At 71.2% G+C, this 25,213-nt stretch carries 27 protein-coding genes; 12 read left to right on the top strand and 15 right to left on the bottom strand.

Annotated features, from left to right (window positions below; all coding sequences use genetic code 11):
- Positions 1-94: 94 nt before the first annotated feature.
- The 4 genes from HUW46_RS02205 to HUW46_RS02190 all read left to right on the top strand — a co-directional run bounded on the left by HUW46_RS02205 (position 95) and on the right by HUW46_RS02190 (position 4,966).
- The gene (locus tag HUW46_RS02205) at positions 95-2,605 is read left to right on the top strand and encodes an FtsK/SpoIIIE family DNA translocase (protein ID WP_215545662.1); all 2,511 of its coding nucleotides are present in this window, start codon (positions 95-97) and stop codon (positions 2,603-2,605) included.
- Positions 2,606-2,694: 89 nt separating this feature from the next.
- The gene (locus HUW46_RS02200) at positions 2,695-3,948 is read left to right on the top strand and encodes an AAA family ATPase (protein WP_215545661.1); all 1,254 of its coding nucleotides are present in this window, start codon (positions 2,695-2,697) and stop codon (positions 3,946-3,948) included.
- Positions 3,945-4,514, top strand: coding sequence for an RloB family protein (locus HUW46_RS02195; RefSeq protein WP_215545660.1), 570 nt, complete (start codon positions 3,945-3,947; stop codon positions 4,512-4,514). Before HUW46_RS02200 ends, HUW46_RS02195 begins: the two co-directional genes overlap by 4 nt.
- 41 nt (positions 4,515-4,555) lie before the next feature.
- Positions 4,556-4,966 (top strand): hypothetical protein, encoded by a 411-nt coding sequence (locus tag HUW46_RS02190; RefSeq protein ID WP_254125728.1) that lies wholly within the window; start codon positions 4,556-4,558, stop codon positions 4,964-4,966.
- Here HUW46_RS02190 and HUW46_RS02185 read toward each other — a convergent pair.
- The 8 genes from HUW46_RS02185 to HUW46_RS02150 form a co-directional block, all read right to left on the bottom strand.
- Positions 4,963-6,183, bottom strand: coding sequence for an MFS transporter (locus HUW46_RS02185; protein WP_215545659.1), 1,221 nt, complete (start codon positions 6,181-6,183; stop codon positions 4,963-4,965). The genes HUW46_RS02190 and HUW46_RS02185 overlap by 4 nt on opposite strands.
- A 55-nt stretch (positions 6,184-6,238) precedes the next feature.
- Entirely contained in the window at positions 6,239-6,874 is a 636-nt protein-coding gene (locus HUW46_RS02180) for a nitroreductase family protein (protein ID WP_215545658.1), read from the bottom strand.
- A 79-nt stretch (positions 6,875-6,953) separates the two neighbouring features.
- Positions 6,954-7,385, bottom strand: coding sequence for a phospholipase (locus HUW46_RS02175; protein ID WP_215545657.1), 432 nt, complete (start codon positions 7,383-7,385; stop codon positions 6,954-6,956).
- A 121-nt stretch (positions 7,386-7,506) separates the two neighbouring features.
- Positions 7,507-8,229 (bottom strand): nitroreductase family protein, encoded by a 723-nt coding sequence (locus tag HUW46_RS02170; protein WP_215545656.1) that lies wholly within the window; start codon positions 8,227-8,229, stop codon positions 7,507-7,509.
- 10 nt (positions 8,230-8,239) lie between these two features.
- Complete coding sequence (locus HUW46_RS02165) at positions 8,240-9,430, bottom strand: YcaO-like family protein (RefSeq protein ID WP_215545655.1); 1,191 nt, start codon at positions 9,428-9,430, stop codon at positions 8,240-8,242.
- Complete coding sequence (locus tag HUW46_RS02160) at positions 9,427-9,951, bottom strand: hypothetical protein (protein ID WP_215545654.1); 525 nt, start codon at positions 9,949-9,951, stop codon at positions 9,427-9,429. Before HUW46_RS02160 ends, HUW46_RS02165 begins: the two co-directional genes overlap by 4 nt.
- Positions 9,948-10,718, bottom strand: a complete 771-nt coding sequence (locus tag HUW46_RS02155; protein ID WP_215545653.1) for a hypothetical protein — start codon at positions 10,716-10,718, stop codon at positions 9,948-9,950. Before HUW46_RS02155 ends, HUW46_RS02160 begins: the two co-directional genes overlap by 4 nt.
- Positions 10,715-11,602, bottom strand: coding sequence for a MerR family transcriptional regulator (locus HUW46_RS02150; protein WP_254125726.1), 888 nt, complete (start codon positions 11,600-11,602; stop codon positions 10,715-10,717). The genes HUW46_RS02155 and HUW46_RS02150 overlap by 4 nt, the downstream gene beginning before the upstream one ends.
- Positions 11,603-11,725: 123 nt before the next feature.
- Here HUW46_RS02150 and HUW46_RS02145 point away from each other — a divergent pair, with 123 nt between their 5' ends.
- Positions 11,726-12,559, top strand: a complete 834-nt coding sequence (locus HUW46_RS02145) for a proline-rich domain-containing protein (RefSeq protein ID WP_215545651.1) — start codon at positions 11,726-11,728, stop codon at positions 12,557-12,559.
- Here HUW46_RS02145 and HUW46_RS02140 read toward each other — a convergent pair whose 3' ends face one another.
- A complete protein-coding gene (locus HUW46_RS02140) occupies positions 12,560-13,084 on the bottom strand; it encodes an amino-acid N-acetyltransferase (RefSeq protein WP_215545650.1) in 525 nt (174 codons plus the stop codon).
- Between the two features lie 76 nt (positions 13,085-13,160).
- On the opposite strand from HUW46_RS02140, the gene rimO reads away from it, so the two are divergent.
- The 6 genes from rimO (at position 13,161) to pspM (ending at position 18,475) form a co-directional block, all read left to right on the top strand.
- Positions 13,161-14,639, top strand: a complete 1,479-nt coding sequence (gene rimO / locus HUW46_RS02135; RefSeq protein WP_215545649.1) for a 30S ribosomal protein S12 methylthiotransferase RimO — start codon at positions 13,161-13,163, stop codon at positions 14,637-14,639.
- On the top strand, positions 14,636-15,280 hold the full coding sequence (gene pgsA / locus HUW46_RS02130; RefSeq protein WP_215545648.1) for a CDP-diacylglycerol--glycerol-3-phosphate 3-phosphatidyltransferase: 645 nt from the start codon (positions 14,636-14,638) through the stop codon (positions 15,278-15,280). The genes rimO and pgsA overlap by 4 nt, the downstream gene beginning before the upstream one ends.
- 34 nt (positions 15,281-15,314) lie before the next feature.
- Positions 15,315-15,773 carry a CinA family protein gene (locus HUW46_RS02125; RefSeq protein ID WP_442860962.1) on the top strand — a complete coding sequence of 153 codons (459 nt, stop codon included), beginning with the start codon at positions 15,315-15,317 and terminating at the stop codon, positions 15,771-15,773.
- 101 nt (positions 15,774-15,874) lie between these two features.
- Complete coding sequence (locus tag HUW46_RS02120; RefSeq protein WP_215545647.1) at positions 15,875-16,345, top strand: helix-turn-helix domain-containing protein; 471 nt, start codon at positions 15,875-15,877, stop codon at positions 16,343-16,345.
- Between the two features lie 278 nt (positions 16,346-16,623).
- Positions 16,624-17,472 carry a PspA/IM30 family protein gene (locus tag HUW46_RS02115; RefSeq protein ID WP_215545646.1) on the top strand — a complete coding sequence of 283 codons (849 nt, stop codon included), beginning with the start codon at positions 16,624-16,626 and terminating at the stop codon, positions 17,470-17,472.
- A gap of 4 nt (positions 17,473-17,476) precedes the next feature.
- Positions 17,477-18,475, top strand: coding sequence for a phage shock envelope stress response protein PspM (pspM, locus tag HUW46_RS02110; protein WP_215545645.1), 999 nt, complete (start codon positions 17,477-17,479; stop codon positions 18,473-18,475).
- Positions 18,476-18,694: 219 nt separating this feature from the next.
- Here pspM and HUW46_RS02105 read toward each other — a convergent pair whose 3' ends face one another.
- The 6 genes from HUW46_RS02105 to HUW46_RS02080 form a co-directional block, all read right to left on the bottom strand.
- A complete protein-coding gene (locus HUW46_RS02105; protein ID WP_215545644.1) occupies positions 18,695-19,744 on the bottom strand; it encodes a quinone-dependent dihydroorotate dehydrogenase in 1,050 nt (349 codons plus the stop codon).
- 75 nt (positions 19,745-19,819) lie between these two features.
- The gene (locus tag HUW46_RS02100; RefSeq protein ID WP_215545643.1) at positions 19,820-20,383 is read right to left on the bottom strand and encodes a GNAT family N-acetyltransferase; all 564 of its coding nucleotides are present in this window, start codon (positions 20,381-20,383) and stop codon (positions 19,820-19,822) included.
- 330 nt (positions 20,384-20,713) lie between these two features.
- Entirely contained in the window at positions 20,714-21,739 is a 1,026-nt protein-coding gene (add, locus tag HUW46_RS02095) for an adenosine deaminase (RefSeq protein ID WP_254125724.1), read from the bottom strand.
- Positions 21,740-21,896: 157 nt separating this feature from the next.
- A complete protein-coding gene (locus tag HUW46_RS02090; RefSeq protein ID WP_215545642.1) occupies positions 21,897-22,697 on the bottom strand; it encodes a DNA-formamidopyrimidine glycosylase family protein in 801 nt (266 codons plus the stop codon).
- Between the two features lie 4 nt (positions 22,698-22,701).
- The gene (locus HUW46_RS02085) at positions 22,702-23,583 is read right to left on the bottom strand and encodes a ParA family protein (protein WP_215545641.1); all 882 of its coding nucleotides are present in this window, start codon (positions 23,581-23,583) and stop codon (positions 22,702-22,704) included.
- A 10-nt stretch (positions 23,584-23,593) separates the two neighbouring features.
- Positions 23,594-24,382: a ParA family protein gene (locus HUW46_RS02080; RefSeq protein ID WP_215545640.1), complete on the bottom strand. Its 789-nt coding sequence runs from the start codon at positions 24,380-24,382 to the stop codon at positions 23,594-23,596.
- A gap of 67 nt (positions 24,383-24,449) precedes the next feature.
- Here HUW46_RS02080 and HUW46_RS02075 point away from each other — a divergent pair, with 67 nt between their 5' ends.
- A complete protein-coding gene (locus tag HUW46_RS02075) occupies positions 24,450-25,184 on the top strand; it encodes a methyltransferase domain-containing protein (RefSeq protein WP_215545639.1) in 735 nt (244 codons plus the stop codon).
- Positions 25,185-25,213: the final 29 nt, after the last annotated feature.

Genomic DNA, 25,213 nt, shown 5'->3' with positions numbered 1-25,213 from the left:
GGCCCCGTCCGCACGCCGGTTTCGCCGTCCGTGATGGGCATGAGACCGGAGTGGCAGCAGTGACGAGAGGGAAATGGCGGTTACCGTAGAGGGCATGGCTAGCGGGTCGACTGCAACCAGACGGAGCACGGCGAGGAGCACCGGCGGCGCCAAGGGCAAGGGGGCGCCGCGCAAGAGTGGTACCCGCTCGTCGTCGCGCCCGGCCGCCCGCAAACCCGCTGCTCGCAAACCCGCCGCCAAGCGCGCGCCGGCCAGGCGGTCCTCCGGCGGTTTCAGCCGCGCCGTCCGCGGCGGCTGGACGCTGCTCGCGCGCGGCGTGGGCAGCCTGGCGCGCACCGTCGGCCGCACCCGTGACCTCGAGGCCGAGCACCGCAGGGACGGGCTCGCGCTCGGCATGATCGCGCTCGGCATCGTCACCGCCGTCGGCGTCTGGTGGCAGGCCGCTGGCCCGATCGGCGGCTGGGTGCAGGTCGCCGCGCGGACCGTGTTCGGCGCGGGCTCGGTCACCGTGCCGCTGGTGCTGCTGGTCGCCGCGATCGCGCTGATGCGCTCGGAGCCTCGCCCGGAAACGCGGCCGCGGATGGTGATCGGCTCGCTGCTGGTCGTCCTCGCGGTGCTCGGCCTGCTCCACCTGTTCCTGCGCCAGCCCACCGATCTCGACGGCCAGATGTACGCGGGCGGCGTGCTCGGCTACCTCTCCGGCGGGATGCTCGCGAAGGGCGTCACCACCTGGGTCGCCGCGCCGCTGCTGATATTGGCGCTCGGGTTCGGCGTGCTGGTGTTCACCGGCACGCCGGTGAACCAGATCCCGCACCGGCTGCGCACCTGGGGTCTCGACGAGGACGAGATCGAGGAGGCCGAAGCCGAACGGCAGGCCATCGCCGACGAACGCGCCGCCGTCACCGAGGCGGACCCGAAGTCGGTGCGCCTGCGCAAACCGTCGCGGCGGCGGCAGGCCAGTGGTGACGCCGATGGCGCGCAGCTCGACATCGACGCCGCGCTCGCGGAGCCGCCGACGCCGGTCAAACCGCCGAAGCCGCCGAAACCGGTCGCCGAGAAGAAGCAGCCGAAGCCGGAGCCCGCGCTCTCCGTCACGCGCACGGTCGAAGGCGACTACCAGCTGCCGTCCGCGGAGCTGCTGACCCTCGGGGACGCGCCGAAGACCCGCAGCAAGGCCAACGACGCGATGATCGAGGCGATCACCGGCGTCCTCGAACAGTTCAATGTGGACGCCCAGGTCACCGGCTTCACCCGAGGGCCGACGGTCACCCGGTACGAGGTCGAGCTGGGCCCCGGCGTGAAGGTCGAAAAGATCACCGCGCTGACGAAGAACATCGCCTACGCGGTGGCCACCGACAACGTGCGCCTGCTGGCGCCGATCCCCGGCAAGTCCGCGGTGGGCATCGAGGTGCCGAACTCCGACCGCGAGATGGTGCGGCTCGGCGACGTGCTCCGCTCGTCGAAGGCGGCCAAGGACAACCACCCGATGGTCATCGGGCTCGGCAAGGACATCGAGGGCGATTTCGTCACCGCGAACCTGACGAAGATGCCGCACCTGCTGGTCGCGGGGTCCACCGGATCCGGTAAGTCGAGCTTCGTCAACTCGATGCTGGTCTCGCTGCTGGCGCGGGCGACGCCGGACGAGTGCCGGATGATCCTGATCGACCCGAAGATGGTCGAACTGACCCCGTACGAAGGCATCCCGCACCTGATCACGCCCATCATCACCCAGCCGAAGAAGGCCGCCGCCGCGCTGGCCTGGCTGGTGGAGGAGATGGAGCAGCGCTACCAGGACATGCAGGCCAACCGGGTCCGCCACATCGACGACTTCAACAAGAAGGTCCGCTCCGGCGAGATCACCGCGCCGCCGGGCAGCGAGCGCGAGTACCGGCCGTACCCGTACATCATGGCGATCGTCGACGAGCTCGCCGACCTGATGATGACCGCGCCGCGCGACGTCGAGGACGCGATCGTCCGGATCACGCAGAAGGCGCGTGCCGCCGGGATCCACCTGGTGCTCGCGACGCAGCGCCCGTCGGTCGACGTGGTGACCGGCCTGATCAAGACGAACGTGCCGTCCCGGCTGGCGTTCGCGACCTCCTCGCTCACCGACTCGCGGGTCATCCTCGACCAGCCGGGCGCGGAGAAGCTGATCGGCATGGGCGACGCGCTGTACCTGCCGATGGGCGCCGGGAAACCGGTCCGCATCCAGGGCGCGTTCGTCGGTGACGACGAGATCTCCGCGATCGTCAACTTCACCAAGGACCAGGCGCAGCCCGAATACACCGACGGGGTCACCGCGCAGAAGGCGGGCGAGAAGAAGGAAATCGACCCCGACATCGGCGACGACCTCGACGTGCTCCTGCAGGCCGCGGAGCTGATCGTGACCTCGCAGTTCGGGTCGACGTCGATGCTGCAGCGCAAGCTCCGCGTCGGTTTCGCCAAGGCGGGACGGCTGATGGACCTGCTGGAGAGCAGGGGCGTGGTCGGCCCGTCGGAGGGCTCGAAGGCGCGGGACGTGCTGATCAAGCCCGAGGAGCTGGACGGCGTGCTCTTCATGATCCGCGGCGGCGACGCCCCGCCCGCCGACGAAGACGACGAGTAGGCAAAACCCGCCTCGCTGGTGCTTCGAGTTGTTCTGTGCGGTTTACTGGTACAGAACGACTCGAAACTCTGTCAGGGAGGTGCTTGGTCATGCTCCGGAGTTTTCGGCTGGGCAACCACCGCTCGTTCCGGGACGAGCAGGAGCTGCTCCTGATGCCGTCGATGCCCGGTGACGAACGCCCGGTCGTGCCGGTGGCGGCGATCTACGGCGCCAACGCCTCCGGTAAGTCGAACCTCGTCGACGGGCTCGAATTCATGCGCTCGGCAGTCCTGTCGTCGTTTCGCCGGGACGACAGCGGTCGCCTCGAACGGTCTCCGTTCCGGCCGCTGCCGGGGGCGGCCGTGCCTTCGGTCTTCGTCGCGGAGCTGGTCGCGGAGAACGTCCGGTACACCTACGGTTTCGTCCTCGATGAGGACACCGTGCGAGAGGAATGGCTTTACTCGTTCCCGGAGAAGCGGCGCCGGGTGATCTTCGAGCGCGAGGGTGACGAGACCAGATTCGGCAGTACGGTCGCCGATCTGAGGGCCAAGCTCGCCGTGCTGGAAGAGCTGATCCGGCCGGACGCCCTGCTCCTCGGCAGCTGCGACCGCCTCGAACTGGGGCCGTTGATGCCGGTCTACCGGTGGTTCGAGGCCTGCCTCACCCTGCGCGCCCTCGGCAGTGGTTCACCTCCCGGGCTGGTGGCGCACAACGTCGGCCACTACCTCCACCACCGCCCGGACAACGCGCGGCGGCTGGTGGCACTGCTGGCCGCGGCGGACGTCGGCATCACCGATGTCGTCGCGGAGGAAGTGGAAGGCCACATTCCCGGCCTGCCCCGCACGATCACCGCGGTGGCTCGCGAAATTGCCCGCCGGGGCGCGCCCCCTTCCCGGCATTGGAAACTCGCGCTGACACACGGAGCGGGTGGCGGGCCGTTCGACCTGGACGACGAGTCCGCCGGTACGAGGAACTGGCTGGAACTGCTTCCTTCGGTTCTCGACTCGCTCGACCACGGCCAAGTGCTCGTGGTCGACGAGATCGACGCGAGCCTGCACCCGCTGCTGACGGCACGGCTCGTCGGGCTGTTCCAGGACCCCGAAGTGAACTCCGCGAACGCGCAGCTGGTCTTCACCACGCACGACACCAGCCTGCTGGGGACCATGCTCGGTGACCAGGTGTTGGACCGCGACCAGATCTGGTTCGTCGACAAGGGCGCGGACGGCGTGAGCGAGCTGTACCCGCTCACGGACTTCAAGCCCCGCAAGGACCAGAACACCGAACGCCGTTATCTGGCGGGTAGTTATGGCGCCGTCCCGGTGCTCGGCGGTACCTCGTTCTCTGATGCGGTCCTCGGCAGATGACGCGGCGCGAGAACAGCGATCGGCGGCGGCGCGCGTTTCGCGCGCCCAGGCTTTCGCTGCTCGTCGTCTGCGGCGCGGCCGCGACCGAACCCGCGTACTTCGAAGGGCTCAAGCGCGCGCGGCGGAACCCGGCGGTCACGGTCAAGGTGAAGGCCAAGCCCGGAGGTCCGGAAGGGGTCGTCAAGTACGCCGCCGGAATGCGTGATCGGGCGGCGGGCACGCACGACGAGGTGTGGTGCGTGCTCGACGTGGACGAGTACGACCTGTGCAAGGCGGTATCGGCGGCCTCGCGGCTGAAGGTCAACCTGGCGATTTCGAACCCCTGTTTCGAGTTTTGGCTCCTTCTGCACTTCGAAGCGTGTGCCGCTCCGCTGACTTGCTACAACGACGTGGAGAAGCGTCTGCGCAAGCATTTGCCCGAGTACGACAAATCGGCGCTGCGTTTCGAGGATTACGCGCAGGGGGTGGACAACGCGGTCGAGCGGGCGCGGGGTAGCGGACTCGGTGCCGAGCATGAACGGAACCCGGCCACCGGGGTGTGGGCTCTGGTGGAAAAGATCTGCTGATCCGGTGCAACCCCGAGTGGGGTTCGGGCCGTCCTCCCGAGGTGGACATCCAGCGATTCGCCGTCGGGCTCGCGGTGCTCGCCGTGCTTGGGGCGGGCACGGCCAGCTCGGCCGCTTCCGAGCACGGCCCTCGACCAGGGAAGTCGCCGGAACCGGCCGCCGTCGTGCCGCCGGGCCGGGACTTCACGTTGACGGTCGGCCAGGAGGCGGCGATCGCCGGGCGGGACTTGGCGGTCCGGTTCACCGGGCTGGTGTCCGACTCGCGGTGCCCGCCGCGCATGCAGTGCATCTGGCAGGGGGAAGCCGTGGCCCGGTTCGTGGTGCGGGAGCGCGCCGGGAGCACCACGGCCGATCTGCACACCGGGGCGCGGGGCGGGCCGCGGGACGCGCGCACCGTCGAACTCGTGTCGGTGAGCCAGGACGGCCACCAGGTGACCGTTCGCGCCGGTTAGCGCACGCGGCGGGGCAGGAGCAGGCCCACCAGCAGACCCAGCGCCAGTACCGGCGCGATCGCGAGCAGCGCGTCCGAGTAGGCGCCCCAAACGCCGTCGTACCAAGGGTTCCAGCGCGGGGCGGCGGGTTCACGGGCGGTCAGCACGGTGCCCGCGAAGGTGGCCCCGATCCCGCCGCCGAGCGCGAACGCGCACTGGTACACGCCGACACCAGCATTCGCCAGCTCGGATGGCAACGCGACCGAAACCGCGTTCGACAACGGAGCGCTGAGCAGCGCGAAACCCGCGCTGGTGCCGAGGAAACCGGCCCCGAGCAGCACCACGGATCGACCGGCCACAGTGGACAGGAACAGCACCGAAGCGAGGCTCGTCAGCAGTCCGGCGACCACCACGACCCGCGGCCCGAAGCGATCGGACCAGGTACCGGCGGGCAGGGCGAGCAGGACCGCGGTGACCGCGCCGGGGGAAAGCACCAGTGCCGTCGCGCCGGTGCCGAGGCCGTGCGCGAACCCGGCCAGCTGCGGGACGAGGATCTCGACCGCGAGGAACGCGAGCAGTCCGAGGAACCCGGCCGCGGTGGCCGCGAGGAACGCGCGGGTGCGGAACAGCTCGGCGGGGAAGACGCGAGCGGTGGAGCGCCCGTACTTCGGCGGCAGCACTCGGCCCGCGATGACCGTGAGCGCCACCGCCAGCACCGCCGTTCCGGTGAACAGGGCCCGCCAGCCGGTCAGCTGCGCGACCGCGCCGCCGACCACGGGGCCGGATGCCTGCGCGGCGCCGATCCCGGTGGCGATCAGCCCGAACGGCAGCCCGCGGCGGCCGGGCGGCCAGCCGAGCGTGACCGCGACCGCCGACACCACCGGCACGCACGCCGCGCCCGCGCCCTGGGCGATCCGCGCGGCGACGAGGACCGCGACGTTCGGCGCGGCGGCGGCGAGTGCCGCGCCCGTGCCGAGCAGGAGCAGCCCGCAGCGCAGCACGACGAGGGTGCCCGCCCTGCCGCACACCGCGCCGTGCACCGGGGTGCCGATCGCCGCGGCGGCGAGGAACCCGGTCGCGGTCAGGCCGATCGCGGCGGCGTCCGCGCCGAACTCCTCGCGCAGCTTCGCCAGCAGCACGGTGACCATGCCGTTGTTCAGGACACAAAGGACGTTCGCGGCGACGAGCAGCGTCAGCAGCTTCTTCGCCGGGGAGCTGGTGGGCTCCCCGGCGGCCATCGCCTACACCAGACCCTGGTGCGGGGTGGACGGCGAACGGCGCATGCGGCCCACTCTAGCGAATCGGGGCGCCCCAGTGGTCGAGGAACGCGATCTCCTCGATCGGCGCCCGCGGCGCGGGTTTGAAGTCCGGCACCGTGGTGTAGGCCACCGGCAGCAGGCCGACCTGGGTGAAGCCGTCCGGGATGCCGAGGATCCTCGCCGCTTCGGCCTCGCGCTGGAGGTGGTAGCTGGTGAGGGTGGACCCGAGCCCGCGCGAGCGCAGCGCCAGCTGGAAGCTCCACACCGCGGGGAAGATGCCGCCGTAGAACACCGAAAGGGCTTCGTTGCCGCCTTCCGGCCGTCCTTGCAGGCACGGGATGACGAACACCGGAACGCGCTCGATCACGTCGACGAGGTGACGGCCGGACGCGAGGTTGCGCGCGATGGGGCCTTCGTCCGCGGCCTCGCCCGCCTTCTCGATCATCGATTCGAGGTAGGCGGTGCCGATCTCGCGGAACAGCGCCCCGATCTCGTTCTTCACGGACTGGTCGCGTACCACGAGCCAGCGCCAGGACTGCGCGTTGCCCGGGGTCGGGGCCTGGATCGCGAGCCGCAGGCAGTCCGCCAGCACCTCGTCTTCGACGGGCCGGTCGAGATCGAGCTTGCGCCGCACGGCGCGCGTCGTGCTCAGCAGGTGGTCGGTGTCCATCGGGGCCTCCGCGGGTCGAACCGTTCTCCGGCCCGACCCTATGCGGCGGCGGGAAAGCCCGCCGCCGCAGGGGAAGTCCTCAGCTGCCCAGCTTGCGCACGGCCTGGTAGTAGATCCACGCGATGCCGTTGCAGGCGACGTTGCCCTTGCAGATGCCCTTGAGATCGCTGTAGAAGTTGTCGTCGATCTTCTTCTTGCTCGTGGCGTTGAAGCGGCCCTGCTTCTTGTAGTTGCGGTAGCCGAAGTCGTGGCGGTGGCAGCCGGGCTTGAAGTCGAAGCCGACCGGCTTGTCCGGCGACCACGAGCACGCGTCCGAGGACCAGTCGAGCTGGCCGGGGTACGGCTTGCTGTCGCGGATCTTCTCGAAGTTCGACAGCGAGGTGCTGAACAGGTAGTTGTCGGTGATGGTCTGGATGTTGTCGGCCTGCGCCGTGCCGGTGGAGACGATCCCGGCGGTGGCGAGGCCGACCGCGACAGTCGCGATCCGGCGGTGCAGAGTGGACAGTGTCATCGCGACTCCTCGCTGAGCTGGCGAACCAAGACCGGCTCAGTCTTGGGCCTGACGGCGCGCGGGAGAACCCCTAAATCCGCCGGGGGCGGGGTTTTTCCGGTTGCTCGCGACCGGAGGCGGCTCAGGAGGGGATTCCGGCGGCGAGCGCCGCGGCGAGCCGCACCGGTTGCCCGGCCAGTCCGAGCAGATCGAGCACGGGAGTGTCCGCGGCCCCGCCGAGGAGGTACCCGCCGAGCCGTTCGGCCGCGAGCCGCAACGCCACGGACTGCACGGCGGAACCCGCTTCGATCAGCCCGAACCGCCCGCCCCGCACCCCGTACTTCGCGACCAGCGGTTCGTCGGCGAGCACGAACGCCAGCACGAGCTGCGGTCCCGGACCGTCGGTGCCGCTGGCGCCCATCATCGGGGCCAGTTCGGCCCACGACGGGCACGGCGCGACGTCCTGCACCGCGTGCCTGCTCGGTTCGTACCGGCAGACGCGCCCGCCCAGTTCGTGCCGCACGTTCAGCAGCAGCGGATAGCAGCGCAGGGGGTACAGCCCGCCCGCGGAGGGGTAGCTGCGGGTTTCGTCGTCCGCGAGCGCGGCGAGCACCATGCCGAGCTGCTTGGCGGGCAGCGGTTCCTCGCGGAACTCCCTGCTGCTGCGGCGACGGCGGAACGTGCGGTCGAGACCGTCGGCGGACCGGCGCAGCGCGTGGTAACGGCCGGGCAGCGCGAACGGGTCCGTCCCGGAGAACTCCGGCCGGTACTCGCGGAGCCGCTCGGCGAACCTGCGCTGCGTCACCGGCGTGAGGCGGCTCGCGGTCCAGAAGTCATCGAACGGGTCTGGCAGGGGGTCGGTCATCAAGTGCCTCTCAGCCGAGTGGGTGCGGGTGCGGGTTCGGGAAGACGCCCGGTTTCGCGTCCGGGAAGCGGCGCGCCAGATCCGCCGTGGTGCCGCCGAGGAACGGCCAGCGGTGATCCGAGTGCAGCGGGGTCAGCTCGGGGGAGAGCACCCGCACGGCGTTGAGCCCCACCGCCGCGAGCTCCGGCGTGGTCAGTTCGCGGTAGGCGAGCCGGATCCGGTGCCGTCGCAGCGCGCGCACCAGCTCGGCCAGCTCCGCCGCGGTACCGCGCGCGGGCGAAGAAACCGGAGCCGTGCCCACCGGTCCCCGCCACCACGGCAGCCTGTCCCACTCGCGCGGACGGGACGTGTAGTAGGCGGCGTGTGCGTCGAAATCGGTGACCTGACGGGGTTTCAGCACGGTCTTCTCGTTCCCCGCGAGCCACACTTCGAGGAACACCGTGCCCTGGGTCCATTCGAGCCAGGCCTTTTCGAGCGCTTCACCCGCGTCGGCACGGCAAGCGAGACCGAGCGTGGAGCGCGGCCTTCCGCCGAGGGGCAGGGTGCCCGCGACCGCGATCACCGGATGCGGGCTGTACCCGGGGGTGAGGTCGAACGCGTGGACCCGGCCGCCGAGCGACTCGACCGGCTCCCGCAGCGCCGCCGGGACCGGGATCCGGGCAGGGGCAAGGGAATGCAGCCAGCTCACGGTCAACGCGTCGCGCTCGATGAGTTCCTGCGTCGCGCGCAGCAGAGCGTGCACTGTGGACGGTCCGGCGGCGAGCCCGGACGAGGTGGCCGGGAGCCCGTGCTCCGGCCGCAGCCCGACGAGCCCGGCGGGTACCCAGATCTCGGCGTTGCCGGGCAGGGTCCATGCCCGCGTGTACCCGGGATCCTCGTAGCGGTAAGGAAAATTCCGGTGTGCGCGCTGCGCGGGGGAGTGGAGCGTGAAGTCCTCGATCGGCCAGTGCACCGCGTTCTCCGGAACCGGCCTCGACTCCAGCGGGCAGGTCGCCGCCGCGTGCCGTTCCATGGCCTCCGCGATCGCCGCTTCCCTGGCGTGCGGTCCCGCGCCGCCGCTGGTCCCGCCCGCGCGGAACGGTTCCGCCACCGCGGCCCAGCCGGGCACGTCGAGATCGGCCAGACTCCTCGGCACCGGCCGCAGCTCCGCGATGACGCCCTGGCGCCAGCCGACCGCCCGGTCGAGGAGTCCCGCTGTCATGCGAACTTCCGGCGGTGCATCACGGCCAGCACCGGCGAGATCAGCGTGAGCGCGAGGTAGGGCCCGACGAACAGCCAGCCCGTCATCAGTGCTAAAAGGACGACGAAGAACTCGACGGCCACGGCGAGCGCCCACAGTGCGGTGCGAGCCGCGACGCGTTCGGGCCGGGGCGAGCGCCCGGCGGCGGCGAGCAGCGTCGCGAGGACGACGGCGGCGACGCCGACCACCACCAGGAACACCAGCGGCGCTTCGAAGCGAAGGATCTCGGTGAACTGCAGTATCACGACGGTGAGCCCGGCGACCGGGATCGCGCCGAGCCCGATCGCGGTGAGCGCGGCGCCGAAGGTCGTCCGCTTCTTCTGTTCGCGGCGCTCGGCGAGGTACCCGGTCGGCAGTGCCACGGTCGCGGTCACCGTGGAGACCGCGCAACTGCAGCAACAGCAGCAGCACGTCGGTGTCGCGGCCACCGCGGTCGTGGCGCCGGGCGTGAACGCGTCGGGGAGCTTGAGCGGCGCCGTCATGCCGCTTCCCAGGGGAGCACGGTTTTGCCGACCTCGAAACCGGGGCACACCGGGCACGCCGCCGAAGGCAGCACGTGCTCGCTGGTGGTGGTCAGCTCGTCGAGGTGGTGGCTGACGACCCGGTCGGTCAGCGCGAGCGAGCCGTCCCAGAGCCTGCGCAGCGCGTGCTCGGCGAGCGCGACCGCGAGGTTCGCGCAGTCCGTCGCCGACGGCCGCTCCGGCGGTGGCGGGTCGCCCCAGCGGCGCCCGGAACGGACGGCCAGGCACGCGAGGCACGCGGTGGCGCCGGGAACCACCAGCGGGCCCAGTGAAATCGTGTGGTGGTAAGCGAGATCGAGCAGCAGATGGGGCCGGGTCAGCTCCGCCGCGAGCGACGCGAGGTCGCGCAGCGTGCCGGCGGTGCGCACGACGAGGTCGAGCTCGGGCGAGGCCACCGGCGGGAACGCCTCGTACAGCGCCACGGTCAACGCGGTCGGCAGGGGACCGGTCGCGCGCACTCCGACGCGCAGCCGCCGCGGCGTCTCGCGGGACGGCAGCACCGCCGGGCGCAGCGCGCCGAGCGAGCGCAGCCTCGGCAGCAGCGGGCGCACGTCCTCGGCGATCTCGGCGGGGTCGATGGCGTCCTGCTCGAACAAGCGCGTGACACCGTCGACCTGGTGCCGGGTGAGATCGGGGATCAGGTAGGTCTGGTCCGCGCCCGCGTACACGACGACACCTTCGTCGCGGGGCTGGGCGCGCCAGGCTGGGTCGGTGACGAAGGTGGTCATCTTCCGTCCTTTTCGGACTCTTCGGCGTCCTCTTCGTCTTGTCCGGCCAGGAACCGTTCCAGCACCTGGTCTTCCGGCACGGTGACGCCGTCGGGGCCCTCCGGTGACAGCACCGGGACGGGATCGCTCGCCCACGGCGGTTCGGCCCCGTCCGCGGGCAGGAGCGCGTGGCGTTCCGCGAAGGATTCGGCGGCTTCCCTGATCGCTTCGCGCAAGGCACCGAGAACGACGGTCTCGGCGGTTTCGGTCAGTTCCAGCAGGAGCGCCCGCACCTGGTTGAGCTGGTCCTCGGCGGCCGCGTCGGCGGCGAGCTGGGGCCAAAGCCGCCGTTCGAACACACCGACGAAGTCGGCCGCGATCCCGTCGGTCACCGCGCGCAGCCGTTCGAGCTGATCGAGCACCTCGTCGGGCGGCACGGTCAGGTTGACCACTCTGATCCCGCTTTCCAGCGCCCAGCGCCGCGTGTGCGGGCGCCCGCGCCGCCAGCGCAGCATGCCGAGCTCGCCCGCCCGCCGGAGCAGCCGCGGCCGGAGGTCGCGGGCGGGGATGAGCTTGCGGAGGTCGCGCAGCCGCAGCGGGACCCAGTCGTCGGGGCCCGCGGAGCCGGTGAGGCCCAGCACGGTGGCGACGTTCGCGCCGCGCTCGCGCGCCTCGATCAGTTCCGCGATCGCGGGCAGCGAGAACCCGCGCGTCTGCAGGCGCTGCACGAGCCGCAGCCGGTCGAGGTGCGACCGGTCGTACCGGGCGGTGCGCCCCTGCCGCCGAGGCGCGTGCAGCAGGCCCTTGGTCTGGTACATGCGGATCGTGCTGGTGGGGAGGTCGACGGCGACCGCGAGCTGCTCGACGGTGAGCTGGGTGGCGGGCGTCGCTGGCGAGGTGGGCACGGCACCAGCATGCGCGGCCACGAATCGTCTAGTCAAGACTCTTCGAGTAATTACTAGAAGAGTCACGACACGATGTGCTGGATCTGCGGTCACCCCGATGGCGGTGGCGGTACGGTCCTCGTCGTGCATCCGGGATCACCGCAGCAGCCCTACCAGGGCGGGCCCTACCAGCAGGGCGGCCGTCCCCAGCAGGGGTACCCCCACCAAAACCCCCAGCAGAACTTCGGGCAGCCGCCGTACGGCTATCCCCAGCAGGGCCAGGGCTACCCGCCACCGAAGAAGCCGAAGACGGGGCTCATCGCCGGGATCGCCGCCGGCGTGGTCGTGCTGGTGCTCGCGGTCGTCGCGATCGTGGTGTTCACCGGTGACGATGACGAGCCGTCGCAGGCGCAGCCCTCGGGGCCGCCGCCCGCACCGCCCAAGCCGACCGCGGCGCCGGACAAGTACACGAAGCTGCCGACGTGCCAGGAGGTCGCGAGCAAGCTGCCCGACCTGCCCGCCCTCGATCCGAGGACGGCGAGGAGCGCGCCGAAGGAGGGCAGCACCTATCCGGAGTACCTGATGTCGTGCAGCTTCCGGCAGGAGACGCCCGGTGCCTCCAGGGCGAAGGTGATCAGCGTCGACGCGACGATGTACAGCACCGATCCGCGCGGCTACCCCGCCGGCACCGAGGAGGCGACCGGCTACTTCGAGGCGGGCATCCGCAACGGCAACGAAGAGGCGAAGGACCTCGGGATCGGGGATCGCGCCGCGTGGCAGAAACCGGTGCTCGACATCCCGAACCAGAAACCGGACTGCGAGCTCAACGTCCTCGACGGCAACGTGCGGCTCGAAGTGCGGGAGAACGGGATCGACGACCCGGAGATGAAGGGCAGGGACTGGACCGACCCGGTCTGCCGCTCCGCGACGCAGGCGAGGGCGAAGAAGTTCCGGGACGCGATCCTCGGCGAGAAGTGATCAGGGGCGCTGGTCGAGCTCCAGCAGCATGCGGGCGTTGCCGAGGGTGTTCGGCTTGACGAACGGCAGGTCGAGGAACTCGGCGACACCGGGGTCGACCGAACGCCGCATCTCGTCGTAGACCTCCTGGGTCACCGGCGTGCCGTCGATCTCGGTGAACCCGTGGCGGGCGAAGAAGCTCGTCTCGAAGGTCAGCACGAACACGCGGCGCAGGCCCAGTTCCGCGGCGAGGTCGAGGAGCTGCCCGACGAGTGCGTAGCCGATGCCCTGCCCGCGCGCCTGCTTGGCCACCGCGATCGTCCTGACCTCGGCGATGTCTTCCCACAGCACGTGCAGCGCGCCGCAGCCGAGCACTTCGCCTGCCTGTTCGGCGACCCAGAACTCCTGCACGTTCTCGTACAGGGTGACCAGTTCCTTCTCCAGCAGCACGCGGCCGGCGTCGGAGTCGACAAGGGCCTTGATCTTGCGCACGTCGGCGATCCTGGCTCGGCGTACGACGAGCGCGCTGTCCTGATCAGTGGGCACTCCCCGACGTTAGCCTGGCCGCCTCCGTGGGGGCACGGGGCGGGGCGCGGCGTACCCGACAGCTACCCTGAACGGCGTGCCTTCTCCCACCACTGATCCCGAACTCGACTCCGCGAGCGGCGCCGACGGCCGCCGGGTCTCCTTGCTGACGCTGGGCTGCGCCCGCAACGAGGTCGACTCGGAGGAGCTGGCGGGACGGCTGGCCGCTGGCGGCTGGGAGCTGGCCGAGGAGCCGGAGTCCTCGGACGTGATCGTGGTCAACACGTGCGGGTTCGTCGAGTCGGCGAAGAAGGACTCCGTGGACACGCTGCTGGCCGCGGCCGACACCGGCGCGAAGGTCGTCGCGGTGGGCTGCATGGCCGAGCGCTACGGCGCCGAGCTGGCCGAGAGCCTGCCCGAAGCGGACGCCGTGCTGGGCTTCGACCACTACCCGGAGCTGGCCGAGCGGCTCGGCGACATCGTCTCGGGGCACCGGATCGCCTCGCACGTGCCGGCCGACCGCCGCACCCTGCTGCCGATCAGCCCCGTCCAGCGCCCCGCCGCGGCCGACGAGGTCACCGTGCCAGGGCACGCCCAGCAGGGCTGGGGCCCGCGGGTGCTGCGCACCAGGCTCGACGACGCGCCCGTGGCCGCGTTGAAGATCGCCTCCGGCTGCGACCGGCGGTGCGCGTTCTGCGCGATCCCGTCGTTCCGCGGCTCGTTCGTGTCGCGGCAGCCCGCCGAGATCGTCGCCGAGGCGCGGTGGCTCGCCGAGCACGGAGTCAAGGAACTGTTCCTGGTCAGCGAGAACTCGACGTCCTACGGCAAGGACTTCGGGCGCGAGCACGGCGGCACGCGGGCGCTCGAGCTGCTGGTGCCGATGCTCGCCGAGGTCGAGGGGATCGAGCGCGTCCGCGTCTCCTACCTGCAGCCGGCCGAGACCAGGCCGGGGCTGGTGAAGGTCATCGCGACCACGCCTGGCGCGGCGGCCTACTTCGACCTGTCGTTCCAGCACTCGAGCGAGCGCGTGCTGCGGCGGATGCGCCGCTTCGGCTCCACCGAGTCCTTCCTCGCGCTGATCGAGCAGATCCGCGGGTACACGCCGGAGGCGGGGATCCGGACGAACGTCATCGTGGGCTTCCCCGGCGAGACGGAGTCCGATGTCGACGAGCTGGCGCGCTTCCTCACCGAGGCGCGGCTCGACGCCGTCGGCGTGTTCGGCTACTCCGACGAGGACGGCACCGAGGCCGAAACCTTCGACGACAAGGTGCCCGAGGACGTCGTGGCCGCCCGCGTCGCGCGGATCTCGGCCCTGGTCGAGGAACTGACCTCGCAGCGCGCCGAGGAGCGGATCGGCGAGATCGTCGACGTGCTCGTGGAGCGGACCGCGGCGGAGACCGGGGACGACCCGGCTGGCCGTGCCGCGCACCAGGCGCCCGAGGTCGACGGCGAATGCGTGCTGCTCGACGCGGCCGAGGTCGGCAAGGGGCAGCTGGTGCGGTGCGAGGTGGTGGACTCGGCCGGGGTGGACCTGATCGTGCGCCCGGTCGCGCCGGGTGAGGACGCCGGACGGTGAGTGCCGCCGCACCGGGGCCGGCGGAGGCGGGTGAGGGGGCGGGCCGTGAGGCGCACACGCCGCCGCCGACGCCCGTGCCGACGCTCAACCTCGCGAACTTCCTGACCATGTCCCGGCTGGCGCTGGTGCCGCTGTTCGTCGGCGCGCTGTTCGCCGGCGACGGCACCGACACGTCGTGGCGGGCGATCGCGACCGCGCTGTTCGCGCTGGCGTCGCTGACCGACCAGGTGGACGGCTGGGTCGCGCGCAAGTACGGGCTGATCACCGATTTCGGCAAGATCGCCGACCCGATCGCGGACAAGGCGCTGATCGGGGCCGCGCTGATCGGCCTGTCGGTGCTGGGCGAGCTGGGCTGGTGGGTGACCGCGGTGATCGCGGTGCGCGAGATCGGGGTGACGCTGCTGCGGTTCTGGGTGATCCGCCACGGGGTCATCCCGGCGAGCCGGGGCGGCAAGGCGAAGACGATGACCCAGATCGCCGCGATCGTGGCCTACCTGCTGCCGCTGCCCGCGTCGCTGGACGTGGTGCGCTGGGTGCTGATGGGTGCCGCGCTGCTGCTCACCGTCGTCACCGGCGTCGACTACGTGGTGCGCGCGGTCCGGCTGCGCGCGGCGGGGGAGCGGGCGGTCTCCGGTGGCTGAGCGCCACGATTCCCTGGCCGCCGAGCTGAAACCGCTGGCGAAGGGCGTGCTCGCCGAGCTGGTGTCGCGGCGGCAGACGGTCGCGACGGCCGAATCACTCACCGCGGGCCTGGTGTGCGCGACGCTCACCGAGGTGTCGGGCGCCAGCGCGGTCGTGCGCGGCGGCCTTGTGGTCTACGCGACCGATCTGAAGGCCGCGCTGGCCGACGTCGACCCCGATCTGCTGGCGCGGCACGGCGCGGTGCACCCCGAGGTGGCCGCGCAGCTGGCCGAGGGCGGTCGGGGGCGGTGCGGCGCGGACTGGGGGATCGGGCTCACCGGCGTCGCCGGTCCCGCGGAGCAGGACGGCATCGGTCCGGGAACGGTGCACATCGGACTCGCGGGCCCCGAGGTCAGGACGGTGCGGACGCACTGGTTCGAAGGGGACAGGGCGCAGGTCAGGGCCGCTTCGGTGCGGGCGGCGCTGGAGCTGCTCCGGGAACATCTGAGGTGATCGGCGCGTTCGCCCTTGGCGTACGTCCGTGTCAACTTCTGCGTTCGGCGGGCCGGACTGGGTAACGTGGTGGGTACTAGTTCTGGGAAGGGAGGCGCGTGATGACCGTGCTGTTGCGTGAGGCGATCGGTGATCGGCTCCGTCATGCCCGCACCAACCAGCGTCGCACGCTGCGCGACATCTCCCGCGCCGCCAGGGTGAGCCTGGGTTACCTGTCCGAGGTGGAGCGGGGCCAGAAGGAGGCGTCCAGCGAGCTGCTGGCGTCGATCTGCGACGCGCTGGAGCTCCCGCTCGGCGAGCTGCTGCACCACGTGGCGGCCGATGTGTCCGCGCTCAGCGAGGTCGAGGTGGCGCCGCTGCCCGAGACCGCCGAGCACGCGGAGCGCGGCGAGGCCGCGGCGCGCGAGCGCAAGGGCGCCGATGCGTCGGCAGGGGAGTTCGAAGGCGGCAGCCTGGTACCGGAGGTCATCGGCAACGACCTCTCCGACCTGCGGGTTTCCACCAACATGGTGGGTACGGCGCTGCGGACCACGATCTCCGGGCCGAAGATGGCGGCGACGATCGCCGCTTAGGGCTCGTGTGAGCTGACCGTGAAGACCCTGAGCCGCGGGCTCGGGGTCTTTCACGTTGGGGGACGAATCGGATCCGGGCGATCCCTGAAATACGTGGGGTCGCCTGGAACGGCGGACGTCAACCTGACACGATGGAACTCAACGCCGGGGTAGGGACGTTGCCAAGTTGACTGGACCGGACGCCACCGAGGGTCGGTGCCGCGTCGGCCGAGTGGACGAGTGACGCCCCACACACGGGTCGACAAACCAAGTGGGACGCAAGAAGGCAGGCGGAGGAGATGGCCAACCCGTTCGTGAAGTTCTGGAAGTACCTCATGGCGGCGTTCTCGGCGAAGATCGATGAGAACGCGGACCCCAAGGTGCAGATCCAGCAGGCCATCGAGGAGGCGCAGCGCAACCACCAGGCGCTCTCCCAGCAGGCCGCATCGGTGATCGGCAACCAGCGGCAGCTGGAGATGAAGCTGAACCGGCAGCTGGGCGAGGTCGAGAAGCTGCAGGCTTCCACCCGCCAGGCGCTCGTCCTCGCCGACGAGGCGCGCTCGAAGGGCGACGAGCAGAAGGCGACCGAGTTCGAGACCGCGGCCGAGAGCTTCGCCGCGCAGCTCGTCACCGCCGAGCAGAGCATCGAGGACCTGAAGACCCTGCACGACCAGTCGCTGCAGGCCGCCGAGCAGGCGAAGAAGGCCGTCGAGCGCAACTCGGCGATGCTGCAGCAGAAGCTGGCCGAGCGCACCAAGCTGCTCTCGCAGCTGGAGCAGGCCAAGATGCAGGAAAAGGTCTCGGCTTCGCTGAACTCGATGACCGAGCTCGCCGCGCCGGGCAACACCCCGTCGCTCGACGAGGTCCGCGAGAAGATCGAGAAGCGCTACACCACGGCGCTGGGCTCGGCGGAGCTGGCGCAGAACTCGGTGCAGGGCCGGATGCTCGAGGTCCAGCAGTCGACGACGCAGATGGCGGGCCACTCCCGGCTGGAGCAGATCCGCGCGTCGATGCGCGGTGACTCGGTCGCGCAGGTCACCGACGGTTCGGCTGGTAAGGCGGCCGAGTCCGCGGCGAAGCCGAGCGCGAACATCCAGCAGGAGATCCAGGCGCGGGTCCAGGCCGAACAGCAGAAGAACCAGGCCTGAGCCGATGGGGTCGGGTAAGCGGGATTTCAGCGAGTTCAACGCGAAGCTCGAAAAGCACATCGAACGCTTGCCCGACTACGCCCAGCGCGCGCAGGAAAAGCTCCAGCGGTACTTCCCGCCCGAAGGGCAGGAAGGCGGCCGGAGCGCGTCGCGGTCGTCAGGAACGGATCAGCCGCGCCCGCCCCGGCAGGCGCGGTCCCGTCCGGCGATGCCCCCGATGCCGTCCATGCCGTCGATGTCCTCGATGCGGGTGAACCTGCCGCCCGCGGTGGAAGAGGCGCGGTCGAAGTGGGCGCAGTGGAAGGATCCCGCGGCGAAGCTCGCCCGGCAGAAGCGGCGGGCATCGCGCGCGCTGACGCTCTGGATCGTGCTGACGATCCTGGCGGCGCTGTGGGCGTTCGGCGCCGCGGCGGGAATGCTGGGCAACGCCGGCGGGCTGGAGGCGGCGTTCGGGGGAATCGCGGTGGCGGTGGTGTCCGGCGCGCTGATCGTGCGCTCCGGGATCCGCATCGCGCAGCTGCGCAAGGTCCGGATCCCGGAGATCACGCAGAAGGGCCCGCCGCCGTTGCCGCCGCAGTCCTCGGCCGCTCGCGCGCCGATGGAACGGCTGGCCGAGAGCGAGGCGTCGCTGGCGGAGCTGCTCCGGCAGCTGGAGACGCCGGCCGCGGCGGAAACCACCTCGGTTCCGCTCGTGTCGGTCGAAGACGCCCGCGCGACCGCGAAGGAAGCCGCGAACGCCCTGCGCGGGCTGGCCGGCCGGTTGCAGGCCGTGGAGCGGGCGCGCGACGCGTCACCGCCCGGCGAGCACGGTGCGCTGGACTCGGCGATCGGCACCCTCACCGAACAGCTCACCGACGGCCTCGACGGGTACGGCAGCCTGGTGGCGGCCGCGGGCAAGGCCGTCGCAGCGAGCGCGGGCGGGATGCAGGCGTCGAAGGAAGCACTCACCGACGCCACGGACCACCTCGCCGGCCTGGCGATCGCGCTGCGCGAATTGTCGTAGCTTCCCGAAGCACATTTCCGCGCCGCGGGCAAACCACTGTCCACAGCGGGCCGGGTTGTCCACAACCTGCTTTCGGCGCCCGCCGTAACACCGGACGCGGGTAGAATGGACCGTGGGTCGCCCCCGGGTCGGGTGGGGGTTTGTACTATCAGATGCCGTACGGGTATTCGGGTCGCGGATTTCTTTGGTGTCCTAAGTGGACTGTCCTAACGGGACGGGTCAGCGGGCGGCGACGCCGCGGGCGACGGTGCGGACCAGCCCCGGCCCGTTCAGCGCGAAGCCGGTGTAGAGCTGCACAAGGCTCGCGCCCGCGTCGAGCATCAATCGCGCGTCGTGCGCGCCGAGGATGCCGCCCACGCCGATGATCGGGAGCTTCCCCCCGGTGCGGGAGTGCACGAACCGCACCACCTCGCGCGCCCGGTTCGCCAGCGGACGCCCGGACAGGCCACCGACCTCCTTGCCCAGATGCGCGTCGGTCCCGGCGAGACCATCCCGCGCGAGCGTGGTGTTCGTGGCGATCAACCCGGCCACACCGTGCTCGTCGCACACTTCCAGCAGTTCGCCGAGCGCTTCGTCGGACAGATCGGGCGCCACCTTCACCAGCAGCGGAGTCGGCTCGCGCCCGGCATCGGCAGCGAGCGACGACGAGGTCCGCTGAAGCTCGGCGAGCAGGTCGGTGAGCGCCGAACGGTCTTGCAGCGCGCGCAGGCCCGCGGTGTTCGGAGAGCTGACGTTCACCGCGAAGTAGTCCGCGTGCGGGTACAGCGCGCGCAGCGACGCCTGGTAGTCGCCGACGGCCTCCTCGAGCGAGGCCGCCTTGGACTTGCCGATGCTGACCCCGAGCGGCACCGGCGGTTTCCCTTGCGTGGCAAGGCGTTCCGCGAGCGCGTCGGCACCGGAGTTGTTGAACCCCATCCGATTGATCACGGCCTGGCTGTCGGGAAGGTGGTACAGGCGCGGTTTCGGATTCCCCGGCTGCGCCAACTTCGTCACCGTGCCGACTTCGACGAACCCGAACCCGAGCGCGGGCCACGCGGCGAGCGCGCGCCCGTCCTTGTCCATCCCCGCCGCCAGCCCCACCCGGTTGGGGAACCGCAACCCGAACACCGTGACCGGATCGTCCGTGCCGTAGTACCGCCGCAGCGCGGCCAGCGCGGGCGGCACGGTACCGAGCCTGCCGAGCACGCGAACGGTGCGCTCGTGCACCGTTTCCGGGTCGTTCTTGCCGAGCCGGTACAGGGCGGGGCGGACGATCTTCTCGAAGAGCACGGCCCCATGCTGCCCCACGCCCCGCCGCCCCGCGAGGCGGCCGTGCGCACCGGTGGCGCAGGTCGCACCGGTGCGTCAGGGCTGCCGCGCCCGCCATTCCCGGTCGAGGATCGCGAAAACCAGTTCGTCGACCCACTCGCCCTTGACGAATTCGTTCTCACGCAGACGCGCCTCCTCACGGAGGCCGAGCTTGCCGAGCACGGTCGCGGACGCGATGTTGCGCGCGTCACAGCGTCCGATGACGCGATGGAGACCGAGGCAGTCGAAACCGAGCCGGAGCAGTTCTCGCGCGGCCTCCGTCGCATACCCTCGGCCGTAGTGGTCCGGATGGAAGACGAACCCGATTTCCGCCCTGCGGTGCTCTTCGCTGAGCCACTCGAAGTACAGGTCGCCGATGACCTCGCCGGTCTCCGCGAGCACGACCGCGATCGCGAGCGCCTGACCCGGCTCGGTGATCGACGTGCCCGCGACGCGCTTCTCCAGCGCCTCCGCGCATTCCACGCGGTCGCGAGGCTCGAGGTAGAGGTACCGGGTGACGTCCTCGCGCGAGTGGATCGCGTGCAGGGCATCGAGATCGCCGTCGGCGAAGGGGCGCAGGACGAGCCGTTCGGTGCGCAGGGGTTCGTCGATCTTCAGCACGGGGGACCTTCCGCGAAAACCGGGATACATGAAGAGACCCCCGATGCTCTTCTCGAACGCCGTCAGTCGTTCGAGTTCCGAGCAGGACTGGGTCTCGGAAGCATCGGGGGTCCGGTGACTGCCTGGTATTCGTCAACAGGCTGACACGCGACACAGGAGACGAGCCGACAGGTGGTCGGAAGAAGTCCCTGCGGGAAAGTCCTACGCGTGGAGTCCGTTAACGGACAGCCACCTCACGAGTCCTGTAGTTCTTCAACTTTGGACCACCTCCCTTCTCGTGTACTGGCCACGCTAGGCGCGTACGCGGGAACCGGCAACCGATTTTGCCGATCACGCCCCGGAGGCCACAGCGACGGAATCGATCTCCGCGAGCAGCGCGTCGCGGCGGGAACCGGCCAGAAACGACGCGGTGATCGCGTTGCGGGCCAGCTGCGCGATTTCGCCGCGGGTGAGCCCGAGCGCTTCGGCGACGGCGACGTACTCGCCGTTGAGCGTGGCGTCGAACATCCCGGGATCGTCGGTGTTCAGTGTCACCGTGACGCCGTGGTCGAGCATGCGGCGCACGGGATGCGCTTCGATCGAGTCGACCTGGCGCGTGCACACGTTCGACGTCGGGCACACCTCGAGCGGGATCCGGTGCTCCGCAAGGTGTTCGAGCAGCCGCGGATCCGCCGCGGCACTGGTGCCGTGCCCGATCCGCTCCGCGCCGAGATCGTGCACCGCGGACCAGATCGTGGCCGGCCCGGTGGTCTCGCCCGCGTGCGGCACGCTGCGCAGGCCCGCTTCGCGCGCCGCGGTGAACATCGGGGTGAACAACGCCCGCCCGACACCGGTTTCCGGCCCGCCGAGGCCGAAGGAGACCAGCCCGTCCGGCCGTTCGCCGAGCGCGAACGCGAGCGTTTCCCGCCCCGCCTTGACGCCCTTCTCACCCGGGATGTCGAAGCACCACGCCAGGTCCACCCCGTGGTCCCGGGCGGCCGCCGCCCGCCCGGAGGCGAGGCCGTCGAGCAGGTCGTCGCCGGAAAGGCCGTCGAGGAGGTGGTTGTACGGCGTCACGGTGACTTCCGCGTACCGCACGTTCTGCGCGGCGAGGTCCCGCGCGAGCCCGGTGACCAGGGTGTGGACGTCGTTCCGGCCGGTGATCATCGACTGCACCGCCCAGTACACCCGGAGGAAGTGGTCGAAGTCGCGGAAGGTGTAGAACTCCGCCAACGCGGCCCGTTCGGTCGGCACCCCGGCCGAGGGGTGGCGGCGGGCCAGGTCGAGCACCGTGTCGACGGTGGCCGCGCCGAGCAGGTGGACGTGCAACTCGGCCTTGGGCAGGGACGCGACGAAATCGTGCAGGTTTTCAGGCACAGCAAGGCTCCCGGAGAATTTCGGGTGGATAAAGGGAAACGACGCGGAGACGCGGCGCTTCAGGGAGCCAGATCGCCCCGCTCGCGGTCCTGCCCGTACAGCGGGAGCTTGTACGCGGTCACGCCGCCATCGTAGCGGGAAAACCGGTGGATGTCCCTCATCCCGGGGAGGGGCCGCGCTGACAGCGGGGGCAGAACCAGGTCGGGCGCTGGTGCACGCCTTCGCCCTGCGACGCGACGCGCACCGGGCCGCCGCAGCGGAAACAGCCCTGCCTCGTGCGCTCGTAAACCCAGTGCCGCCGCCCTCGCGCCTGCTCACCGGTGGTGCTGCGGTCGAACCGCCACGCGTTGGCCGCCAAGAGCTTCCGTGCGAGCAGCACGGCGGCGCGAGCGTCCACATCGGACACCGGGCTCCACGGGGTGACACCGAGGGAAAAGGAGACCTCGACCTTGTACACGTTGCCGACGCCCGCCATCACCCGCTGGTCGAGGAGTGCCTCGCCCAGCTCGCGATCCGGTGCCGCGGCCAGCGCGGCGGCCGCGCGGTCCGTGTGCTCGTCCGTCCACTGTGGATCGAGGAGATCGGGGCCGAGGTGCCCGACGAGGCGCTGCTCCTGCGCGGTCGGCAGGATTTCCAGGTCGTGCACCCGGAACCCGACCGCCTGCGCCCCGTCGACACCGAGCACCACCCGTGCGTGGTGCGCGGGTTTGCGCCAGCGCCGCCCGCTCGGGTACACCTCCCACGCGCCGTCCATCTTCAGGTGGCTGTGCAGGCTCAGGTCGCCGGAGAAGCGGGTGAACAGGTGCTTGCCGACGGTGCCGACGCCGAGCACATCGTGCCCCGAAAGGTCCACTGTGGCCAGTGCGGGATGCCGGAAATCGCTCAGCAGCAGCGTTTTCCTCGCCAGTGCCTTGTCGAGTCGCTTCCCGGTGAGGAAGACCGTGTCGCCCTCGGGCATCGGCTCAGTCGCCGGGAACGGGGATGCGCTGGATGGGCCCGGTCGACTCGGCCGTGCTTTCCGGCTCGGCCTCGCCCTCCCCGTGCACGCGATGGCGGCCGGCCCGGTTGGACCGCAGGATCTTCGCCAGCACCATGTTGAACGTCAGCGCGATCTCCTGCGCCCCCGGCGACGCCCACTCGTGGATCGGGCTGCACGCGCCCTGCGCCTGCTGCACCGCGAGCCGGTCGGGGATCGCGGTCGGCATCACCAGGTGCCCGAACGACTCCCGCAGTTCGGCGATGCGGAACTGGTGCTCGTGCGAGCGCACCCGGAGCCGGTTCACCAGCACGCCGATCGCCTTGAGATCGGGGTTGTGCTCGGCCCGGATCCCTTCGATCGCCTCGAGCGCCCGCTCGGCGCCCGCGACGGCGTACATCGTCGGCTCGGTCACGAGGATCGCGCTGTCCGCGGCGACCAGCGCCGACCGCGTCAGCCTGCCCAGCGACGGCGGGCAGTCGAGCACCACGAGGTCGTACGGCGTGCCCCGTGTCGGCGCCCGGTACAGCTCGTCGAGCGCGCGCGAGAGGTTGTCGAGGCGGCGGCCCTGCGTGCCGGGGTCGTTCAGCTCCTCGAGCTCTTCCGAGCCCACGAGCACGTCGACGTCGTCACTCCACACACTGGGCGCGATCGCGCGCTGCAGAACGGCGCGGTGCGGGGTTTCGAGCACATCGGCGAGGGTGGACTCGGTGTAGGGCGGGTCGAGCGACGCGGTGGCGTTGCCCTGGGGGTCGAGATCGGCGACCAGGGTGCGGGTTCCCCTACGCAGCGCTGCCGAAGCGATACCGAGCGCGACCGTGGTTTTCCCGACGCCACCCTTGAGGCTGAGTACGGCGACCGTGTGCACTCGACACAGCCTACGGGCTGGACTTCGCGGTGTGGCCCAGCAAGGTGTCGAACGCCGCGGCGAGGTCCCGCGCGCCCGCCGAACGCAGCCGGTGGATCGGCGCGCACGCGCCCTGCGCCTGCTGCACCGCGACCCGATCCGGCAGCACCGGGTCCAGCACCAGGTCCCCGAACTCCGAGCGCAGCTCGCCGACGCGGAAGTCGTGCTCCTTCGACCGCGGCTTCACGCGGTTCACCACGACCCCGAGCGTGCGCAGCCGGTCGTTGTGCTCGGCCCGTTCCGCGGCCACCGCCTCCGCCGCGCGCTGCACCCCCGAGACGGCGAACAGCGCGGGCTCGGTGACCATCAGCGCGGCGTCCGCGGCCACCAGCGCCGAGCGGGTCAGCCTGCCCAGCGAAGGCGGGCAGTCCAGCAGGACCAGGCCGTAGGGCTCGTCACCGTGGTCGACGATCCGGTGCCGTTCGTGGAGGGCGTTCGCCAGCCTGCCGAGCCGCCGCGTCCCGGGATCGGGGTCGTTGAGCGACTCGGTCTCCTCCGCGCCCACCAGCACGTCGACGCCGTCGCCCCAGCCGCTCACCGTGATCGCCGCCGCGAGCACCGACCGGCGCGGCGAAGCCAGCACGTCGGCGAGGGTGGCCGTCGTCGGACCGGGATCGAGCGCGGCGGTCGCGTTGCACTGCGGGTCGAGATCGACCACGAGCGTGCGCACACCGCTCCGCGCGGCGGCGGAGGCGAGGCCGAGCACCACGCTCGTCTTGCCGACGCCGCCCTTGAGACTGAGCACCGCCACGGTAGACACGGGGGGAGCCTACGGTTGGAGGTGACGCCTCCGCTGCCTGAAGTGGCCACCACTACGCTGTGGTGTCATGCGAACGGACACCGCGGCAGCACGCGGATCGGCGGCCGTACGGCGGGTCCTCGAAGCCGAACTGGCGCGCGCCCGTGCGCGCGGCGTGAACGAGCCCCACGTCGTCGACGTCGGCGGCGGCAGCGGGGGATGGGCGGTGCCCTTCGCCTCCGGCGGCTGCCGCGTCACCGTGGTCGAACCGAACCCGAACGCGCTGGCCACGCTGCGCCGCAGGGCCGACGAGGTCGGCGTGGCCGAGCGCATCACGGTGGTCGCCGACGATTCCGACGCGCTCGGCAGGTCCGTGCCGGGCGGCTCGGCCGACCTGGTGCTCGCGCACGGGCTGCTCGAGGTCGTCGACGACCCGGCGGCGGTGATCGGCTCGCTCGCGGCCGTCGTCGCGGGCGGCGGCGCGGTCTCGGTGCTGGTCGCGAACCGGCACGCGGCGGTGCTGCACCGCGCGCTCGCGGGCCGCCTCGACGAGGCGAGGCGCCTGCTCACCGGCCCCGACGGCGTGCTCGACGAGGACGGCGACACCCTGCTGCGCCGCTTCGACACCGACGGACTCGTGGCGCTGCTCGCGGGAGCGGGGCTCGAAGTGGCGTCGCTGCAGGGCGACGGGGTCGTCGCCGACTCGGTCTCTGGCGACACGTGGAGCGCCGAACTCACCGATTTCGAAACCGCCGCGGCCACCGCCTCGCCGCTGCGCGACATCGCCGCGCGGCTGCACGCCGTCGCCCACCGGCCGGAGTAACCCGGAGTTGTCGGTGCGGCGGGCTACTG

This window comes from Amycolatopsis sp. CA-230715 (assembly GCF_018736145.1).
In the GTDB taxonomy this organism is placed as follows: domain Bacteria; phylum Actinomycetota; class Actinomycetes; order Mycobacteriales; family Pseudonocardiaceae; genus Amycolatopsis.
The sequence above is the reverse complement of the archived record's forward strand: the minus strand, read 5'-3'. Positions and strand labels throughout refer to the sequence as shown.

Coding starts and splice junctions, on each gene's coding strand:
- HUW46_RS02205 (WP_215545662.1), top strand. CDS start 95: ATGGCTAGCGGGTCGACTGCAACCAGACGGAGCACGGCGAGGAGCACC.
- HUW46_RS02200 (WP_215545661.1), top strand. CDS start 2,695: ATGCTCCGGAGTTTTCGGCTGGGCAACCACCGCTCGTTCCGGGACGAG.
- HUW46_RS02195 (WP_215545660.1), top strand. CDS start 3,945: ATGACGCGGCGCGAGAACAGCGATCGGCGGCGGCGCGCGTTTCGCGCG.
- HUW46_RS02185 (WP_215545659.1), bottom strand. CDS start 6,183: ATGGCCGCCGGGGAGCCCACCAGCTCCCCGGCGAAGAAGCTGCTGACG.
- HUW46_RS02180 (WP_215545658.1), bottom strand. CDS start 6,874: ATGGACACCGACCACCTGCTGAGCACGACGCGCGCCGTGCGGCGCAAG.
- HUW46_RS02175 (WP_215545657.1), bottom strand. CDS start 7,385: ATGACACTGTCCACTCTGCACCGCCGGATCGCGACTGTCGCGGTCGGC.
- HUW46_RS02170 (WP_215545656.1), bottom strand. CDS start 8,229: ATGACCGACCCCCTGCCAGACCCGTTCGATGACTTCTGGACCGCGAGC.
- HUW46_RS02165 (WP_215545655.1), bottom strand. CDS start 9,430: ATGACAGCGGGACTCCTCGACCGGGCGGTCGGCTGGCGCCAGGGCGTC.
- HUW46_RS02160 (WP_215545654.1), bottom strand. CDS start 9,951: ATGACGGCGCCGCTCAAGCTCCCCGACGCGTTCACGCCCGGCGCCACG.
- HUW46_RS02155 (WP_215545653.1), bottom strand. CDS start 10,718: ATGACCACCTTCGTCACCGACCCAGCCTGGCGCGCCCAGCCCCGCGAC.
- HUW46_RS02120 (WP_215545647.1), top strand. CDS start 15,875: ATGACCGTGCTGTTGCGTGAGGCGATCGGTGATCGGCTCCGTCATGCC.
- HUW46_RS02115 (WP_215545646.1), top strand. CDS start 16,624: ATGGCCAACCCGTTCGTGAAGTTCTGGAAGTACCTCATGGCGGCGTTC.
- pspM (WP_215545645.1), top strand. CDS start 17,477: ATGGGGTCGGGTAAGCGGGATTTCAGCGAGTTCAACGCGAAGCTCGAA.
- HUW46_RS02090 (WP_215545642.1), bottom strand. CDS start 22,697: ATGCCCGAGGGCGACACGGTCTTCCTCACCGGGAAGCGACTCGACAAG.
- HUW46_RS02075 (WP_215545639.1), top strand. CDS start 24,450: ATGCGAACGGACACCGCGGCAGCACGCGGATCGGCGGCCGTACGGCGG.